We start from the raw sequence: 16173 nt of genomic DNA on the forward strand, positions 1-16173 counted from the left end.
GGTCAGCCCGCCTCCTCGGCGGGCACCTTTGCCGTGAACTGCTCGGCCTGGAGCGAGTACAGCTCCGCGTAGACACCGCCGGAGGCCAGGAGCTCGTCGGGCGTGCCCGACTCCACGAGGCGGCCCTGTTCCAGGACGTGCACCAGATCCGCGTGGCGTACGGACGCCAGCCGGTGGGTGATCAGGATGACCGTCTGACCGGTACCGGCCAGGGCGCGGATCTTCTCGAAGACCTCCAGCTCGGCCCGGGCGTCCAGGGCGGCCGTCGGCTCGTCCACGATCAGGATGTGACCGCGCCGGTAGGCGGCCCGGGCGATCCCGAGCCGCTGCCACTGCCCGCCCGACAGCTCGTGCCCGCCGCTGAAGTTGCGGGCCAGCAGCGTGTCCAGGCCGCGCGGCAGATCGGCCAGCACCTCCCCGGCCCCGGCCTCCGTGACCGCGCCGGCCACCCGTTCGTCGGTCAGCGGGACCGACGAGCGGCCCACCGCCACATTGACGCGGGCGGTGAACGGCCACCGCTTGAAGTCCTGGGCGACCATCGCGACCCGCTCGGCGAGCAGCCGCCGGTCCGCGTGCGCCGCGTCCACGTCGTCCCACAGGATCCGGCCCCGGTCCGGGGCGTACAGTCCCGCGAGCAGCTTCACCAGGGTGGTCTTGCCGGAGCCGTTCTCGCCGACCAGCGCGACGATCTTGCCCAGCGGCAGGGTGAGCGTCACGTCGTCGAGCGCGGGACGGGTCGTGTCACCCGGGTAGCCGAAGGTGACGTTCTCGAAGCGGATCTCGCGCGGATCGTCCGGGAGCGCGGTCCCGCCCGCCGGGATCGCCCACTGGGACGCCTCCTCGTAGAGCCGCTGGAGGTCGCCGACGAACAGGGCCTCCTCGTGCAGCGCGTTCATCTCGACGACCAGGGTGTTCAGGCTCTGTGAGCCGGTGCGCACCGCGATCACGGCCGTACCGGCCACCGACAGCGCCATCGCGCCGCCCAGCAGCAGCCCGCCGAGTGTGGCGTACGTCGCCACCGTCGCCAGGCCCGTCCAGGCCGCCGCGATCAGCCCGGTGCGGGCCGCGAGCCGGGCCAGCCGGGCCTGCTCCGCCTCCGCCGTCTCCGCCATCGCGCGGTAGTGCCTGAGCAGGAACGGGCCCACCCCGTGGACCCGGATCTCCGGCGCCGACTCCGGCTCGATCAGCAGGGCGCCGAGCAGCCGGCCCGCCCGCACGTGCTGCACCCAGGTGTGGAAGGACTCGTACTGGCGGCGCGCGATCGTCAGCGCGCCCCAGCCGCTCGGGATCGTCATCGTGACCAGCAGCGGCAGCAGCGCCGGGTGCAGCACGGTCAGCACGCCCGCCGCCGCGACCAGCGAGATCATCGCGTTCACCACACGGGTCGCGAACGAGATCATCCGGCGGGCCGAGGTGGCGCCGTACTGCGCGGTGTCCAGCAGCTTGTGGAAGGCGTGGTCCTCGATCGCGGCCAGTTCCACGGTGGCCGCCTGTTCCAGGTACCGCTCGGTCGCCACCCGCTCGACCTTGGGCTCTAGGCGTCCCGTGGCGTACGTGGACGCCGCCCGCAACAGCGCTCCCACGAACATGACGGCGGCCATGGTCACCAGCGCGGGCACGGCACCCCGCAGCCGGTCCTCCAGCGCACCCCCGCCGATCAGCCGCCCCAGCACACTGTTGACGGCGAGCAGACTCACCGCCTGCGTCAGCCCCCGGCAGACCTCGGCGACCAGCACGATCCGCGCGGCCTGCCGGTCGGCCTGCCAGGCCAGCCGGAGACTCCCCGACAGCAGCGACGGCAGCCGCCCCACCATGGCCCGGAACCCCAGCTCCAGGAACGCGTCGGAGTGCGAGTTCCACCCCGCGTCGTACCGCAACGGTCCCCCGAAGAGCAGCCGCTCCGACTCGGAGACCCCGGGTTGCCCGGCGTCCGGCTTTTTCCCCACCGTGGACCTCCCCCGATCGCTGGACGGGGGCAACTATGGCGGGGCGGACCGGGCGGGGGCAGGGCGCAGAGGGAATTACGGGCAGCGCGCGGGCGCACACCTTTTGACGCAAGGGACACCGGTCCGCCCTGGGACGCGGCCGGCCCTCAGGCCCGCACTGCGCAGGACGGCCTAACCGGCGGAGCTGACCGGCCGGGACCAGTTGGGTGTCGTCCCCGTCAGCCGGCACAACGCCAGGTACAGCGGTATCGGCGGCGTGTAGGGCAGGGTGCCCGCGCCCCGACGCACAAGAGACGGCACCACCGGGGCGTCCGGAACAACCGCCCCGGTGGCGTACTGGGCAGGTGTGGGCCACTCGAGCGCGTAGTCGGAGTCGGCGGGAACGAGCCACCACCAGTGCGTGGCATCGGCGTACACGCATCCGACCCGTGGCAACCGGGACACCAGCTGCCGGCCCAGCGACGCCGGCATCCCCACCGCGTCGCAGCCCAGCGGCACCGTCATCCCCTCCGGCACGGCCAGCTTGTGCGGCGTTCCCGGCGCCGACAGCCCACGTCCGAGGCGGACCAGCGTGTCCAGGGTCAGCACCTGGCCGCCGGACCCGCTCCTCACGCCCATGCGCCGGCGCCCCCCGCTCCGTGCTCGCGGGCATCCCCCTCGGGCGCCGCTCTGTGATGCTCCTCGGCCTCGTCGCCCTGGCCCGGCTCCCCGGAGGGAACCGGCTTCGGGCGGGCCCCCCAGCCCAGGTCGTTGCGGGCCCCCCAGCCCAGGTCGTTGCTCGGGCCGGTGTCCTCGCGGGGCTCGTCCGCCTTGCGCGGCAGCTCCGCCCAGACCAGCAGGCCGGGGCCGTGCTCATGGGCGCCCCACGCGTGGCAGAGGGAGTCGACGAGGAGCAGTCCCCTCCCGTGCTCCTCTTCGCCGCGCTGCGGGGACGAATGCGGTTCACCCGGCGCGCAGCCCTCGTCGCGTACGGCTATCCGCACCAGGTCGTCGTTGTCGTGCAGCTCGCAGACCACTCGGCTGCTCGCGGTGTGCACGATGGCGTTGGTCACCAGCTCGGAGACCACCAGGGCGGCGGAGTCGCAGGTGTCCTCGCAGACCGACCAATGGGTCAGTCGCGCCCTCGTCAGGCGTCTGGCCTGCGCGGGAGAACCCGGGTGCGCGGCCAGCTCGAAACGGAACCGGCGCCGGACAGCAGCCCTGGAGAGGCCTGCTCCCGCGGCGGCACCGAGACCCTGGGGGCGGTCTTCGGCAGCGTCTGTTCCTAAGGACGGGGACGGAATCACGCTTGCCACTATCGCCCCGTCGTGAACACTTGGCAAGTGTCACTCTGAAAAATGCAGAGTGCTGTGTGACGCGGTGGGAGGCCGTGGCACACTGCTCGCAACAGCGTGTTGAGCGGCGCCAGTTGGGATCACCGTAGATCCGTACGTATCGGTATTCGTACCGATGGTCATATCCGTACGGATCTTCGATTTAGGTCTTCGAATGGCGCCGCTGGCCTGTCAGCATGCCGGTGGCTGTGACGCCCGTACATGACTTCGTGGAGGTGGAGCGTGAGCGAACCGCGGTCCGCGCCGACGGTGGGCCAGGTCGTCCTCGGTCGGCGCCTGCTGGACCTGCGGGAACGCGCCGGGCTCAAGCGCGAGGAGGCCGCCCGCATCCTCCGCGTCGCCCCCGCCACCGTCCGCCGTATGGAGATGGCCGAGGTCGGGCTCAAGATCCCCTATCTCCAGCTGCTGCTGAAGGCCTACGGCGTCTCCGACCAGGAGGCCGAGGACTTCGTCCAGCTCGCCGAGGACGCCAACCGTCCCGGCTGGTGGCAGCGCTTCCACGACGTGCTGCCCGGCTGGTTCTCGATGCACGTCAGCCTGGAGGGCGCGGCCGCGCTCATCCGCGAGTACGAACCGCACTTCGTGCCCGGACTGCTCCAGACCGAGGACTACGCGCGTGGCGTCCTGCGCTCGGGCGCCATCGGCCAGACCAGCCCCGAGGACATCGAGCGCCATGTGGCCCTGCGCATGGAACGGCAGGGACTGCTCACCCGCCAGGACGCGCCCCGGCTGTGGGTGGTCATGGACGAGACCGTGCTGCGCCGCCCCGTGGGCGGCCCGGAGGTGATGCGTGCGCAGATCGACAAACTGCTCGAGGCGACGAAGCTGCCCAACGTGACGCTCCAGGTCGCCCCGTTCGCGGGCGGGCCGCACCCCGGCACGTACGGGCCCTTCGTGCTCTTCCGATTCGCCGTGCCCGAACTTCCGGACATGGTCTACAGCGAGTACCTGACCGGCGCGATCTATCTGGACGCGCGCGTCGAGGTGGCGACCCACCTCGAGGTCATGGACCGCATGGCGGCGCAGGCCGCTACGGCACATCGCACGAAGGAGATCCTCCGGGATCTCCGCAAGGAGCTGTGAATGAACCGCATCAAGCCCCGCCTCTCCGTCTACAACGGCATGCCCGCCCGGGAGCTGGGGAGCGAAGGCTGGCACAAGCCGTGGAGCGGCGGCAACGGCGGCAACTGCCTGGAGGCGATGAAGCTCGCCGACGGCCGGATCGCCGTGCGCCAGTCCACCGATCCGGACGGACCGGCGCTGATCTACACCACCGACGAGATGACCGCGTTCATCGAGGGCGCGAAGGCGGGGGTGGCCGACTTCCTGCTCTCGTGACCTCGTTGCTCCCTTGCTGGGTAATCACTGCTGGTTGATCACTGATGGGTAGTTGCTGATGGTTGAGATCGATACCACCGAGCACGACGAGCGGGGGCGCCGCCCACGTCCTTGAGGCAGTGGGGAAGGGGCGGCAGCTGCTCGCCCCGACCCACCACCGACGGTTCACGACACCCGCGTCCCACCCGACGCCAACGCCCCGCACAGCGCCTCCAGCGCCGCCCCGTACCCATGCTCGGGAGGCGTCGCGTACCCCACGACCAGACCGTCGTGGGCCGGCATGTCCGTCTCCGGGTGGCGGAACTCCGCGAGCCCGTCGAGCGCGACCCCTTGCCGTACCGCGGCCCCGACGGCGGACCTCTCGGTGCCCGGCGGCAACCGCAGGACCGCGTGCAGGCCCGCCGCCACCCCGCTGACCTCCACGTGCGGCGCCCGCTCGGCCAGCGCGGCGACGAGCCGGTCCCGGCGGCCGCGGTAGCGCTGTCGCATCCGCCGTACGTGCCGGTCGTAGGACCCCGAGACGATCAGGTCGGCGAGGGCCAGCTGGTCGAGCACGCTCGCCCAGGCCTCCCGTTCGCCCTTGGCCGCGAGCACGTCGTCGACGTACCGCTCTGGCAGCACCATCCACCCCAGCCGCACCGCGGGTGACAGGCTCTTGCTGACCGAGCCGATCAGGATCACCCGCTCGGGGTCGAGGCTCTGCAGGGCACCGACGGGCTTGCGGTCGTAGCGGAACTCCCCGTCGTAGTCGTCCTCCAGCACCACCGCGTCCCGCGCGCGTGCCCAGTCGACCACCGCGGCCCGACGCTCGGCGTGCAGCGGACCGCCGGTGGGGAACTGGTGCGCGGGCGTGAGCAGTACGGCCCGCTCGCGGCTCAACCGGTCGACCCGCGCGCCGTGTTCGTCGAGGGGGAGCGGGACGGTCCGTACGCCCTCGGCGGCGAGCAGCTCCCGGTGGAAGGGCAGGCCGTAGGCCTCGACGGCGAGCGGTCCGCGCAGGATCTGTCCGCTTCTGCCGCCGCGTCCGTCTCCGCTCGCGTTTCCACTCCCGATTCCGCCTTCGCCTCGGCCTCCGCCTCCGCCTCCGTCTCCTTTTGCGCTTCCGCTTCCGCTTCCGAAGAGCAGTCGTAGGGCGTGGGCGAACCCGGAGCAGACGACGATCCGGTTCGGCTCCGTGCGCACGCCACGCGCGCGTGCGAGATACGTGGCGAGGGCCGCTCTCAGCTCCGGCCGTCCGGCGGGGTCGCCGGGGCCGAAGACCTCGTTGGGGGCCTGGTGGAGGGCCCGGCGGTAGGAGGCGAGCCAGGCGGAGCGGGGGAAGGCGGAGGCGTCCGGGGTGCCCTGGCGGAGGTCGTGCGGGGCGGGCCGGCTGGGGTGCGGGGCACGCGCGTGTAGGGGTGGTGCGGGTGAGGGCGGTGCGGGTGCTTTCGGGGGTACGGCGGAGCGGAGCGGCCGGGCCCGTTCGGCGACGCGGGTGCCGGAGCCCTGGCGGGCGGTGAGCCAGCCCTCGGCGACGAGTTCGGCGTAGGCGTCGGCCACCGTGTTGCGGGCGACGCCGAGGTCGGCGGCGAGCGAGCGGTACGGCGGCAGCCGGGTGCCCGGGGCGAGCCGCCCGCTGCGTACCGCGTCCCGCAGCGCCCCGATGAGCGCGGCCCGCCTGCTCCCCGGCCCGGAGAGCTCCAGGTGCAGGTCGGAGCCGATCCGCTCCGCGTAATTGACCCACGAATCCGCCATGGAAATGCACCCTACAGGCGGTCTTTCCGGGTCGTAGATTGATCACATGACGACGACGAACCCGCACATGACCGGTACGGCTCGACTCAACCTCGCGAAGGCCGCCCCGAAGGTGTTCCGGGCTCTGATCGGCTTCGACACGGCGGCCCGCGAGGGCCTCGACCCCGTCCTCGTCGAGCTGATCCAGATCCGCGCCTCCCACCTCAACCACTGCGCGTACTGCCTCCACATGCACACCAACGACGCCCGCAAGGCCGGTGAGACGGAGGACCGCCTCCACATGGTCCCGGTCTGGCGCGAGGCCCGCCATTTCTTCACGGAGAAGGAACAGGCGGCCCTGACCCTCACCGAGGCGGTGACGCTGGTGGCCGACGGGGGAGTCCCCGACACGGTCTACGCCCAGGCCGCGGCCTGCTTCGACGAGCAGGAACTGGCCCACGTGCTGTCCCTGATCCTCACGATCAACACCTGGAACAGGGTGGCCCTGGCGACGGCGAAGGTGGCGGGGACGGATGAGCGGGGCTGAGTGGCCGGGGCGCTGAGTGGCCGGGTCGCTGAGCGTCCGGAGGGGGGTGAGCGGCCGGAGGGTTGAGCGGGCCGGGGGGTGTCCTCCGTGCCGCCCTACACCGTCATCGGACGGTCGTACGGCCCGATCGGCGCCGGCAGCTGCGAACTGCCCGTCAGATAACGGTCGACCGCCGCCGCGACCGCCCGCCCCTCCGCAATCGCCCACACGATCAACGACTGCCCCCGAGCGGCGTCCCCCGCGGCGAACACCCCCGGCACGTTCGTCGCGAACCCCGCGTCCCGCGCGACCGTCCCCCGAGGCTCCATCTCCAGCCCCAACTGATCCACCAGCCCGTCCCCCCGGTCCGGCCCGGAGAACCCGAGCGCCAGCAGCACGAGGTCGGCGGGAATTGTCCGCTGCGTGCCCTCCACCGGCCGCCGTGCCGCGTCCACCTCCACGAGGTGCAGCGACCGCACGTGCCCGTCCGCGTCCCCGGTGAAGCGCAGCGTGGACGCCGCGAACAACCGTGCGTCCGCGTCGGCCGCGGGCGCCGTCCGCAGCTCACCGGCCTCCTCGTGCGCCGCCGACAACCGGTAGATCTTCGGGTACGTGGGCCACGGCTCGACATCCTCGTCCCGTTCGCCCCCCGGCTGGGCGTAGATGTCCAGCTGGGTCACGGAGGCGGCCCCTTCCCGCACCGCGGTCCCCAGACAGTCCGCGCCCGTGTCACCCCCGCCCACGATCACGACATGCTTGCCTGCGGCCGACATCGGGGACACCGCGAGTTCCCCCTCGCGCACCCGGTTGGCGAGCGGCAGATACTCCATGGCCTGCTGGATCCCGGCCAACTCCCGCCCAGGCACGTCCAGTTCTCGCCAGGCCGTGGCACCGGTGGCGATCACCACCGCGTCATACCGCGTCCGCAGGTCCGCCGCGCCGATGTCCCGCCCGACGACCGTGGACGTACGGAACTTCGTCCCCTCGGCCCGCATCTGCTCGATCCGCCGCTCCAGATGCCGCTTCTCCATCTTGAACTCGGGGATGCCGTACCGCATCAGCCCGCCCGGCCGGTCGTCCTTCTCGTAGACGGCGACCGTGTGCCCCGCGCGCGTCAACTGCTGTGCCGCGGCGAGCCCGGTCGGCCCCGACCCGATCACCGCGACGGTCCGCCCCGACAGCCGGTCCGGCGGCCGGGGCGGCGTGAACCCCAGCTCCCAGGCCCGTTCCGCGACGGCCACCTCGACGTTCTTGATGGTGACCGCCGGCTGGTTGATGGCGAGCACGCACCCCGCCTCGCAGGGCGCCGGACACAACCTCCCCGTGAACTCGGGGAAGTTGTTCGTCGCGTGCAGTCGGTCGGAGGCCTGGCGCCAGTCCTCCCGTGAGACCAGGTCGTTCCACTCCGGGATGAGATTCCCCAGCGGACAGGCTTCGTGGCAGAACGGGATGCCGCAGTCCATGCAGCGATCCGCCTGTTCGGTGATGATGGGCAGCAGCGCTCCGGGGACGTACACCTCGTCCCAGTCCCGGACCCGCTCCTCGACCGGCCGACGGGGCCAGTCCTGGCGGGGGGTGGTCATGAATCCCTTGGGATCGGCCATGGCCGTCTTCCTCGCTCACGCTGGTGACGCTGACGCGTCCGACGTGGCCGTGCGTCATCGAGCGGCACTCCTGCGGAACTTCTTCCGGCCACGATACGACTCCTCGGCCACGCGCGCAGAGTGCCGGCGGGCCGCTGGGACGGCGCCTTCTCCGGACCGGGTGCCCCAGGCCGCGGAGCGGTGTGCGCGCGGTGTGCGCGTGGTGTACGCGTGGTGTGCGCCGGTGTGCGCGCTCAGGTGAGGGCCAGTACGTACGCCAGCGCCGCCGCGCCCGAGGCTATCGCGCGGACGTGGTTCCACATGGTCCACTCGCGCACGTACGTCGGCCAGTACGCCGTCGCCTCCGGGGTGCCCGGATCCAGTCTGAGCAGGGCGTCGTTGCGGGGCACGTTCGCCAGCATCGTCAACCCGAACGAACCGAACAGATACAGCGCGCTGCCCACCAGCAGTTCCACGGTCCCCTCCTCCGGCCACAGCACGAACGTCACCACCGCGATCACCGCGCACAGGACCGCGGAGCCCGCGAACACGGCCATGAACGCCGGTCGCACCGCGCTCACATTGATCGCGTTCATCGCGGCGACGCCCTGCGCGGGCGGCAACGCGGCGAGCCCTCTCATCACGAACGTCGAGAACGCGCAGAACACCCCGGCCACCAGCCCGGTGCCGAGCACCCCCATTACGACCAGCACGAAGTAAGGCCCATCGATCATGCCCACACCAGCTCCCGCCGCCGACCCAGCACACCCGTCCCCACCAGTGAATCCCGCGCCCACCCTCCTCACCATGGCCGTCCCGCGCACCCCCATAAGCGGACGTCCATCCCCATCGGCCGCCCAGAACTCCTTCACACCGGTCGATTGCGGCCTCTCGACCTGTGCGGGGCCACGTGACCATGACGGAGGGGGTGGCCGGGGTCGGCCCGGCGGTGCGGAACGACTCGGGCCCGGCGGCTCAGCCCAGCCCTGCCGTGCGGTCCGTGCCGGGATGGTCAACCCGCCCCCTCCCGCAGCACCGTCCCCAGATCCCGCCACCCCCTCAGTACCGCCTCCACCCGCCCCGAGATCCGCCGCCGTGCCTCGTGCCGTGCCACCCCGCTCATCAGCAACGTGTCGTACGGCGTGTCCACATGCCGTACGGACGCCACCACCGCCGACACCACCGCCCCCTCCGACAGGGCCCGCCCCGCCGCACTCCGCCCCACCCGCCCACTGCCCCGCACGGACGCGTGCGAGGCGATGGTCCGAGCCCGCTCGTCGGGGCACCCCGGAAACAGCCGCCGAATCTCCGCAGCGAACGCCTCCGCGAACCGCACGTCCTCCACCGCGCGCCGCCGCGCGTCCCGCACCCGACGCCGCCGTCGTGCCTCCGCGTCGGCCAGACACCGCTCCTCGGCCCGCGCCAGCCCCTCCTCCTCGACGAGGACGCCCTGCCGCTCGTAACGCCCCTTGCGTCGGTTGAACCGCACGACGACCGCCGACAGCGCGCTCTCCTCCCGCGACCGACGCGTGAGCGCCGTGTCCCCGCGCGGCAGGAACACCAGGTGTCCGAGGTCTGCGCAGTCGAGACACCGCGGCGCTCCGCCCTCGACGACGAGCAACGGCAGCGGCCCGCCGCGGCACTCCGCACAGTGCCGTCTCCGCAACGGCTGGACGACGAGAGGTCCACCGCGGGCCGGGGGAGTCGCGAGGCCTGTCATGAGGGGTCCATTCCCCGGCCGCACCCACCACTGACGCGGACCACGACAGACCTGGACATGGACCGCCGACACCTGTGTCCGATGCCGCGTCGGCCACTCGACCTCGTCACCCCCCGCCCCCGCTGACGCATCATGGCCACGTGCGACTCGAAGCGATCACCTGGGACCGGCTCGGCGAGCGGCTGGCCGACCGCCTCCTCGATCTGAAGCCCGCCGACGGCAGCCCCTGGCCCCGCGTCGCCCTCGACGGCGCCCCGGCGGCCCGCCCCGGTGAACTCGCCGAACGGGTGGGAGAGGCCCTGCGGATACGCGGCCGGCCTTCGCTCGTCGTCGGCACGGAGGGCTTTCTGCGCCCCGCCTCGCTCCGTCTGGAATACGGCCACCACGACCTGGAGGCCTACTACGACGGCTGGTTCGACACCGGCGCCCTCTGGCGCGAGGTCTTCGGCCCCCTCGAACCCGGCGGCGACGGCCGCGTCCTGCCCGACCTGTGGGACCCGGTCTCCGACCGCGCCACCCGCAGTCCCTACGTCCACCTCCCGCCCGGCGGCGTCCTGTTGCTCCACGGCCCCCTCCTGCTGCGCCACTGGTTCCCCTTCGACCTGACCGTCCACGTTCTCCTCTCCGAGGGCGCCCTCCGCCGCCGTACCCCCGAGCCCGACCACTGGACGCTCCCCGCCTACCAGCGCTACGCCGACGAGACCGACCCGGCCGGCACGGCCGACGTCCTGGTCCGCGCCGACGACCCCGCCACCCGGCGTGGAACGGCTGACCCGGCGGGTCCGCGGCTGCGGCGTCGCTGCCTGAGCCCGGCCGCCGCCACCGCGGGGTTGCGGGTGCGGGCTCCCGGTGACGCGGTGAGAATGTAGGGCGCCGGGACTTGCGGTGCCGCCCGCGTCGCGCCGGCCGTCCGGCATCGGGAGGTACTCCATGACCACGGCCGGAGACATCATGCACCGGGGTGCCCAGTGGATCCCCGCCCACGAGACCCTCGACCGCGCCGCCCAGCTGATGCGCGAACTAGGCGTCGGAGCCCTGCCCATCAGTGACGAGAACGAACGGCTGTGCGGCATCCTCACCGACCGCGACATCGTCATCGACTGTGTGGCCGTGGGCCAGGACCCGTCCAAGGTCACCGCCGGTGAGCTGGCCCAGGGCACCCCCCGGTGGATCGACGCGAGCGCCGACGTGGCCGACGTCCTGCACGAGATGCGGGAGCACCGGATCCGCAGGCTCCCCGTCATCGAGAACAAGCGCCTGGTGGGCATGATCAGCGAGTCCGACCTGGCCCGGCACCTGACGGGCGAGCAGATCGCCGGCTGGGCCGAGAGCGTCTACGCGCGCTCCTCCACCACCCACTGACCCGTCCCGCCAGAGCCCCCGGTCACAGCCAGCCGTTGCGCCGGAAGCCGCGGTACAGCACAGCGCAGGCGACGGCTATCACGCCCATCACCAACGGATAGCCGAACGTCCAGTGCAGCTCCGGCATGTGATCGAAGTTCATGCCGTACACACCGCAGACCATCGTCGGGACGGCGATCACCGCTGCCCAGGCCGTGATCTTCCGCATGTCCTCGTTCTGAGCGACCGTCACCTGCGCGAGGTGCGCCTGGAGGATCGAGTTGAGCAGTTCGTCGAACGCGGCGATCTGCTCCTTGGCACGCAGCAGATGGTCGGAGACGTCACGGAAGTACGCCTGTATCTCCGGGGCGACGACCTGGATCGGCCGGGTGGAGAGCTCCTCCAGCGGGCGGCTGAGCGGTACCACCGCCCGCTTCAGCTCCAGGAGTTCACGCTTGAGCTGGTAGATGCGGCCCGCGTCGACCCGCGCGCCGTTGTCCGCGAACACCGCGGTCTCGACCAGGTCGATGTCCGACTGGACGGAGTCGGTGACGTCCAGATAGCCGTCGACCACATGGTCCGCGATCGCGTGCAGCACCGCGGCCGGCCCCTTGGCGAGCTGCCCGGGGTCGGATTCCAGCTCCTCACGCAGAGGGCCCAGCGATCCGTGGCTGCCGTGCCGCACCGTGATCACGAAGTCCTCGCCGACGAACACCATGATCTCGCCGGTGTTGACCACCTCGCTCGTCGCCGTGAGCTCTTCGTGCTCGACGTAACAGACCGTCTTGAACACCGCGAAAAGTGTCTCGCCGTAGCGCTCCACCTTCGGGCGCTGATGGGCCTCGACCGCGTCCTCGACGGCCAGCGGGTGCAGGTCGAAGAGGTCCGCGATGCCCTCGAACTCATGGTCCGAGGGTTCGTGCAGGCCGAGCCAGACGAAACCGTCACGGCTCTTGCGCACCCGCTCCACGGTGTCGACCAGATCACCGTCGACCGGGATGCGGGCTCCCTCCTTGTACGTCACGCAGTTGACCACCGAGGTGCCCAGCGGGGAACGGGCGTGATGGCTCAGGTCGACGCGCGGGCGCCGCCGCGTCAGCCGGGCCACCTTGCGCAGGCCGCCGACCCTGCCGAGGCTCGTGACCTTTCGCAGATTCCCTGCCATGGACATCTGGGATCTCCTCGCGTGGATCTCCGTGCGACGCGTTTCTGCGTCCTGGCGCGCCAGTTTGCCAGGTCGGGGCAAGCGCCGGGTGAGCCTGTGGACAGGGCAGGTTCCGCTTGGTTCCCGACTGTGGAAAACCCGGCAGTCCTCACAGAAGGAACCGCGTCGTCCGTTTCGGACAAGCCCGGCGACTGGGATCATCGCGACATGACACGAACCGACGGGTATCTCCTCGACAACCGGCAGGCGGAGGCGGCAGAGCGCTTCGACGCCTTCGCCACCCTCTTCGACCCCACGACCTTCCGGCACATCGAAGGATTCGGCATCGGATCCGGCTGGCGCTGCTGGGAGGTCGGCGCGGGCGGCACGTCCGTGGTGTCCTGGCTGGCGAAGAAGGTCGGCCCGACCGGCAAGGTCGTCGCGACGGACATCGACACCACGCGTCTGACCCCGGCGGCCCGCCCGCCGGTGGATGTACGTGTCCACGACGTGAGCGCCGAGGAACCCCCCGGCGAGGGCTTCGACCTGGTGCACGCCCGGCTCGTCCTGGTCCATGTGCCGGACCGGGAACGGGCCTTGCGGTCGATGATCAAATCCCTTCGGCCCGGCGGACGCCTCCTGCTGGAGGACGCCGACCCCGCCCTGCAACCCCTGACCTGCCCCGACGAGTACGGCCCCGAGCAGCAACTGGCGAACCGGCTGCGCCAGGGCTTTCGCCGGCTGCTCGCCGACCGCGGTGCCGACCTCTCCTACGGTCGTACCCTCCCGCGCCTGCTCCGCGAGGCCGGTCTGCGGCAGGTGGCCGCCGACGCGTACTTCCCGCTCGCCTCCACGGCCTGCGCCGCGCTGGAGTCCGCCACGATCCGCCAGATCCGCGCCCAGTTGGTCACGGCGGGCCTGGCCACGGACGAGGACATCGACCGCCACCTCGCCAACGTCGCCACCGGCACGATGGACCTGGCCACGGCCCCGCTGATCTCGGCTTGGGGGCGCAAGGCGTAGACGCATGGGGCGCAGGGCGTAGGAGGGGAGCGGAAGCCGGCGGGAACCGATGGCCGGGCGGGAGCCCGCAGAAGGGTCCGCCGGCCGGCCGTCAGGCCCGGCATCGGCGGCCTCCCGTCCACCGCCGCTGTCACTCCGGCACCGGCGGCCTCCCGCCCACCCGCTCCACCGCCAGCGCGCCGGCCCGGGATCCCTCCGCCGCCGCGTCCTCCGGAGCGGCGCCGGCCAGCAGGGCCGCGAGGAACGCACCCGTGAAGGCGTCACCCGCCCCGGTGGTGTCCCGGGGCGTCGCCGCTACGGCGGGCACGTGCGCGTACACGGTGCCGGACCGGGCGATCAGCGCCCCCTCCGCGCCCTGCTTGGCCACCACCAGCGGGACATGGCGGCTCAACTTGGCCGCCGCGTCCGCCACGTCGGGCAACCCGGTGAGCAGACAGGCCTCGTCCCGGCTCGGCAGCAGGACGTCCACCCCCTCGATCAGGGAGAGAAAGCGGTCCGGTCCCATCTCCCGGAGGAAGCCCGCCGACGCCGGGTCGAGGCTCACCCGCACACCGCGCGCGCGTGCCGACTCCAGGGCCACCGCCACCAGCGCCCGGCTGGGCTCCGAGAACAGGAGATAGCCCGACAGATGCAGCCGCGCCACGCCGTCGAGCAACGCGTCCGACCAGTCGTCCGGGTCCAGCCGCAGTGACGCGCCGCTGTCGGTGAGGAACGTCCGCTCGGCGGCCTCACCCGTGTCCACGAGACAGATCACCGTCCCGGTCGGTGCCTCCGGATCGACCACCAGTCGCGGCCGTACTCCGCACGCGGCCAGCTCCCGCTCGTGCCACGCGGCCGCGTCCGCGCCCACCCGCCCCAGCAGACGTACCTCCGCACCGTCCCCATGGGCGGCGGCCCAGCAGGCCACGTTGGCCCCGGCCCCGCCCGGCACCGTACGGATCGCGGCGGCGGTGTCCGTACCGGCGGCCAGCGGCCCCCGATGCCGGGCGACGACGTCCGTGATGACGTCCCCGACGACCAGGAGGGCACCGCCTCCGACGGGCGCGGCGGTGCCGGGCCCGTCCGTCGTCACGCCCGGGCCCGGGCGGCCGCGATCCGTCCCGCCAGCCGTACGTTGCCCCGCACCGCCGCCAGGTTGGCGTTCAGAGAGGCGCCGTCGGTGTGCCGCACGAGGTAGTCCAGCAGGAATGGCGTGACCCCCTGGCCGGAGACCCCCGCTTCCTCGCAGGCCTGGAGTGCCTCCGCGAGCACACGCGCGTGCAACGCGGGATCCAGCTGCTCCTCCTCCGGCACCGGGTTGGCGACGATCAGCGCCGAGCCGGGCGCGTCGAGCGCCGCACGCGCGCGCATGACCTCCGCCACCTGCTCGGGGGAGTCCAGTCGCCACTCCACCGGAAAGCCGGAGTCGGACAGATAGAAGCCGGGGAAGCGGTCCGTGCCGTACCCGGCGACCGCGACCCCCAGGGTCTCCAGGCGCTGGAGCGTCGCGGGCACGTCCAGGATGGACTTCACCCCCGCGCACACCACGGTGATCGTGGTGCGCGCCAGCAGGCCGAGGTCGGCCGACTCGTCCTGGGTCGTGGTCCACTCCCGGTGCACCCCGCCGAGGCCGCCCGTCGCGAACACCTCCACCCCGGCCAGGGCCGCCAGCTGCGCCGTCGCCGACACGGTGGTCGCCCCGCTCACCCCCGCGGCCATCGCGAGCGGCAGATCCCGGTGACCCAGCTTGCGGATCCCGTCCTCGTTCGCGACCCGTTCCAACTGCTGCTTGTCCAGGCCGACATGGGGGCGCCCATCCAGTACGGCGATCGTCGCCGGTACCGCCCCCTCCTGCCGCAGAACGTCCTCCAGCTCCAGCGCCACCTGCAGATTGCGCGGACGCGGCAGCCCGTGCGCGATGATCGTGGACTCCAGGGCCACCACGGGTCGACGCGCGTCGATCGCCTCGCGCACCTCTTCGGACACCACCAGCACCACGGGCCTGCCTCCTGTCGTTCGGTCTTCCCTCATCTCTGGCGGGCGGCGCGTCCGGTCAAACCCTTGCGAGCTGTGGAGGACGCCACCAGCCTGGGGTGCATGACGGACAACTCGACGCGTCTCGACCATGTCGTCCTCTGGGTGCGTGACCCGGTGGCCTCGGCCGACTTCTACGAGAAGACCCTGGGCATGGAACCCGTGCGGCTCACCGACTTCGCCGCGGGGGCGGTGTCCTTCCCCTCCGTACGGCTCAACGACGAGACCATCTTCGACCTCATGCCGCTCACCCTGGCGGACGGCCTGAACATGGTGCCTGGCGCTGCCGAGAGCGCGGGACACCCCGTCAACCATGTCTGCCTGGCCCTGCCCGCCGACGATTTCGAGACACTCCGTGCCCGTCTTGAGGAACGGTCCGTGCCCGTCTCGGACTTCTCCCACGATTCCTTCGGCGCCCGCGGAATGGCCCGGCGCAGCTTCTACTTCCGCGACCCGGACGGGAACGTGTTCGAGGCACGGCACTACGACTGA

Annotated in this window: 16 protein-coding genes and 1 pseudogene; 7 read left to right on the top strand and 10 right to left on the bottom strand. The window is 72.1% G+C overall.

All coding sequences use genetic code 11. The features are described 5' to 3' along the window. Positions 1-2: 2 nt before the first annotated feature. The 3 genes from H293_RS0122145 to H293_RS0122155 form a co-directional block, all read right to left on the bottom strand. A complete protein-coding gene (locus tag H293_RS0122145; RefSeq protein WP_020120031.1) occupies positions 3-1946 on the bottom strand; it encodes an ABC transporter ATP-binding protein in 1944 nt (647 codons plus the stop codon). Between the two features lie 171 nt (positions 1947-2117). Continuing rightward, the gene (locus tag H293_RS0122150; RefSeq protein ID WP_020120032.1) at positions 2118-2564 is read right to left on the bottom strand and encodes a hypothetical protein; all 447 of its coding nucleotides are present in this window, start codon (positions 2562-2564) and stop codon (positions 2118-2120) included. Continuing rightward, positions 2555-3241, bottom strand: a complete 687-nt coding sequence (locus H293_RS0122155) for an ATP-binding protein (protein ID WP_259294507.1) — start codon at positions 3239-3241, stop codon at positions 2555-2557. Before H293_RS0122155 ends, H293_RS0122150 begins: the two co-directional genes overlap by 10 nt. A 261-nt stretch (positions 3242-3502) precedes the next feature. Between H293_RS0122155 and H293_RS0122160 the strand changes: the two genes are divergently transcribed. Next, positions 3503-4363, top strand: a complete 861-nt coding sequence (locus tag H293_RS0122160) for a helix-turn-helix domain-containing protein (RefSeq protein ID WP_020120035.1) — start codon at positions 3503-3505, stop codon at positions 4361-4363. After that, entirely contained in the window at positions 4364-4618 is a 255-nt protein-coding gene (locus H293_RS0122165; protein WP_020120036.1) for a DUF397 domain-containing protein, read from the top strand. Positions 4619-4783: 165 nt separating this feature from the next. Here the strand turns inward: H293_RS0122165 and H293_RS0122170 are convergent, their stop codons facing one another. Continuing rightward, positions 4784-6352 carry an aminotransferase-like domain-containing protein gene (locus tag H293_RS0122170; RefSeq protein WP_020120037.1) on the bottom strand — a complete coding sequence of 523 codons (1569 nt, stop codon included), beginning with the start codon at positions 6350-6352 and terminating at the stop codon, positions 4784-4786. Between the two features lie 46 nt (positions 6353-6398). Here H293_RS0122170 and H293_RS0122175 point away from each other — a divergent pair, with 46 nt between their 5' ends. Further along, positions 6399-6878, top strand: coding sequence for a carboxymuconolactone decarboxylase family protein (locus H293_RS0122175; protein ID WP_020120038.1), 480 nt, complete (start codon positions 6399-6401; stop codon positions 6876-6878). 95 nt (positions 6879-6973) lie between these two features. On the opposite strand, the gene H293_RS0122180 is transcribed toward H293_RS0122175, so the two are convergent. The 3 genes from H293_RS0122180 to H293_RS0122190 all read right to left on the bottom strand — a co-directional run bounded on the left by H293_RS0122180 (position 6974) and on the right by H293_RS0122190 (position 10160). Next, positions 6974-8461: a glutamate synthase subunit beta gene (locus tag H293_RS0122180; RefSeq protein ID WP_020120039.1), complete on the bottom strand. Its 1488-nt coding sequence runs from the start codon at positions 8459-8461 to the stop codon at positions 6974-6976. A 233-nt stretch (positions 8462-8694) separates the two neighbouring features. After that, complete coding sequence (locus H293_RS0122185) at positions 8695-9174, bottom strand: anthrone oxygenase family protein (protein WP_028808088.1); 480 nt, start codon at positions 9172-9174, stop codon at positions 8695-8697. Between the two features lie 278 nt (positions 9175-9452). Next, the gene (locus H293_RS0122190) at positions 9453-10160 is read right to left on the bottom strand and encodes a DUF2293 domain-containing protein (RefSeq protein WP_078612642.1); all 708 of its coding nucleotides are present in this window, start codon (positions 10158-10160) and stop codon (positions 9453-9455) included. A 140-nt stretch (positions 10161-10300) separates the two neighbouring features. On the opposite strand from H293_RS0122190, the pseudogene H293_RS52795 reads away from it, so the two are divergent. Continuing rightward, positions 10301-10932 (top strand): annotated as a pseudogene (locus H293_RS52795) (nucleoside/nucleotide kinase family protein). A gap of 158 nt (positions 10933-11090) precedes the next feature. After that, positions 11091-11522, top strand: coding sequence for a CBS domain-containing protein (locus H293_RS0122200; protein ID WP_020120042.1), 432 nt, complete (start codon positions 11091-11093; stop codon positions 11520-11522). Positions 11523-11544: 22 nt separating this feature from the next. Here H293_RS0122200 and H293_RS0122205 read toward each other — a convergent pair whose 3' ends face one another. Continuing rightward, positions 11545-12672, bottom strand: coding sequence for a magnesium and cobalt transport protein CorA (locus H293_RS0122205; RefSeq protein WP_020120043.1), 1128 nt, complete (start codon positions 12670-12672; stop codon positions 11545-11547). A 201-nt stretch (positions 12673-12873) separates the two neighbouring features. Between H293_RS0122205 and H293_RS0122210 the strand changes: the two genes are divergently transcribed. Further along, positions 12874-13668, top strand: coding sequence for a methyltransferase domain-containing protein (locus tag H293_RS0122210; protein WP_020120044.1), 795 nt, complete (start codon positions 12874-12876; stop codon positions 13666-13668). A gap of 130 nt (positions 13669-13798) precedes the next feature. Here the strand turns inward: H293_RS0122210 and H293_RS0122215 are convergent, their stop codons facing one another. Both H293_RS0122215 and H293_RS0122220 read right to left on the bottom strand, forming a co-directional pair. Further along, on the bottom strand, positions 13799-14740 hold the full coding sequence (locus H293_RS0122215) for a carbohydrate kinase family protein (RefSeq protein ID WP_020120045.1): 942 nt from the start codon (positions 14738-14740) through the stop codon (positions 13799-13801). Next, the gene (locus tag H293_RS0122220) at positions 14737-15645 is read right to left on the bottom strand and encodes a pseudouridine-5'-phosphate glycosidase (RefSeq protein ID WP_020120046.1); all 909 of its coding nucleotides are present in this window, start codon (positions 15643-15645) and stop codon (positions 14737-14739) included. Before H293_RS0122220 ends, H293_RS0122215 begins: the two co-directional genes overlap by 4 nt. A gap of 99 nt (positions 15646-15744) precedes the next feature. Here H293_RS0122220 and H293_RS0122225 point away from each other — a divergent pair, with 99 nt between their 5' ends. After that, positions 15745-16173 carry a VOC family protein gene (locus H293_RS0122225; RefSeq protein WP_020120047.1) on the top strand — a complete coding sequence of 143 codons (429 nt, stop codon included), beginning with the start codon at positions 15745-15747 and terminating at the stop codon, positions 16171-16173.

Source organism: Streptomyces canus 299MFChir4.1 (assembly GCF_000383615.1).
GTDB lineage: Bacteria > Actinomycetota > Actinomycetes > Streptomycetales > Streptomycetaceae > Streptomyces > Streptomyces canus_C.

What these genes read in the sequence shown, in the direction of transcription:
- H293_RS0122150 (WP_020120032.1), bottom strand. Translation starts at nt 2,564, where the DNA reads ATGGGCGTGAGGAGCGGGTCCGGCGGCCAGGTGCTGACCCTGGACACG.
- H293_RS0122165 (WP_020120036.1), top strand. Translation starts at nt 4,364, where the DNA reads ATGAACCGCATCAAGCCCCGCCTCTCCGTCTACAACGGCATGCCCGCC.
- H293_RS0122170 (WP_020120037.1), bottom strand. Translation starts at nt 6,352, where the DNA reads ATGGCGGATTCGTGGGTCAATTACGCGGAGCGGATCGGCTCCGACCTG.
- H293_RS0122175 (WP_020120038.1), top strand. Translation starts at nt 6,399, where the DNA reads ATGACGACGACGAACCCGCACATGACCGGTACGGCTCGACTCAACCTC.
- H293_RS0122180 (WP_020120039.1), bottom strand. Translation starts at nt 8,461, where the DNA reads ATGGCCGATCCCAAGGGATTCATGACCACCCCCCGCCAGGACTGGCCC.
- H293_RS0122185 (WP_028808088.1), bottom strand. Translation starts at nt 9,174, where the DNA reads ATGATCGATGGGCCTTACTTCGTGCTGGTCGTAATGGGGGTGCTCGGC.
- H293_RS0122190 (WP_078612642.1), bottom strand. Translation starts at nt 10,160, where the DNA reads ATGACAGGCCTCGCGACTCCCCCGGCCCGCGGTGGACCTCTCGTCGTC.
- H293_RS0122200 (WP_020120042.1), top strand. Translation starts at nt 11,091, where the DNA reads ATGACCACGGCCGGAGACATCATGCACCGGGGTGCCCAGTGGATCCCC.
- H293_RS0122205 (WP_020120043.1), bottom strand. Translation starts at nt 12,672, where the DNA reads ATGTCCATGGCAGGGAATCTGCGAAAGGTCACGAGCCTCGGCAGGGTC.
- H293_RS0122210 (WP_020120044.1), top strand. Translation starts at nt 12,874, where the DNA reads ATGACACGAACCGACGGGTATCTCCTCGACAACCGGCAGGCGGAGGCG.
- H293_RS0122225 (WP_020120047.1), top strand. Translation starts at nt 15,745, where the DNA reads ATGACGGACAACTCGACGCGTCTCGACCATGTCGTCCTCTGGGTGCGT.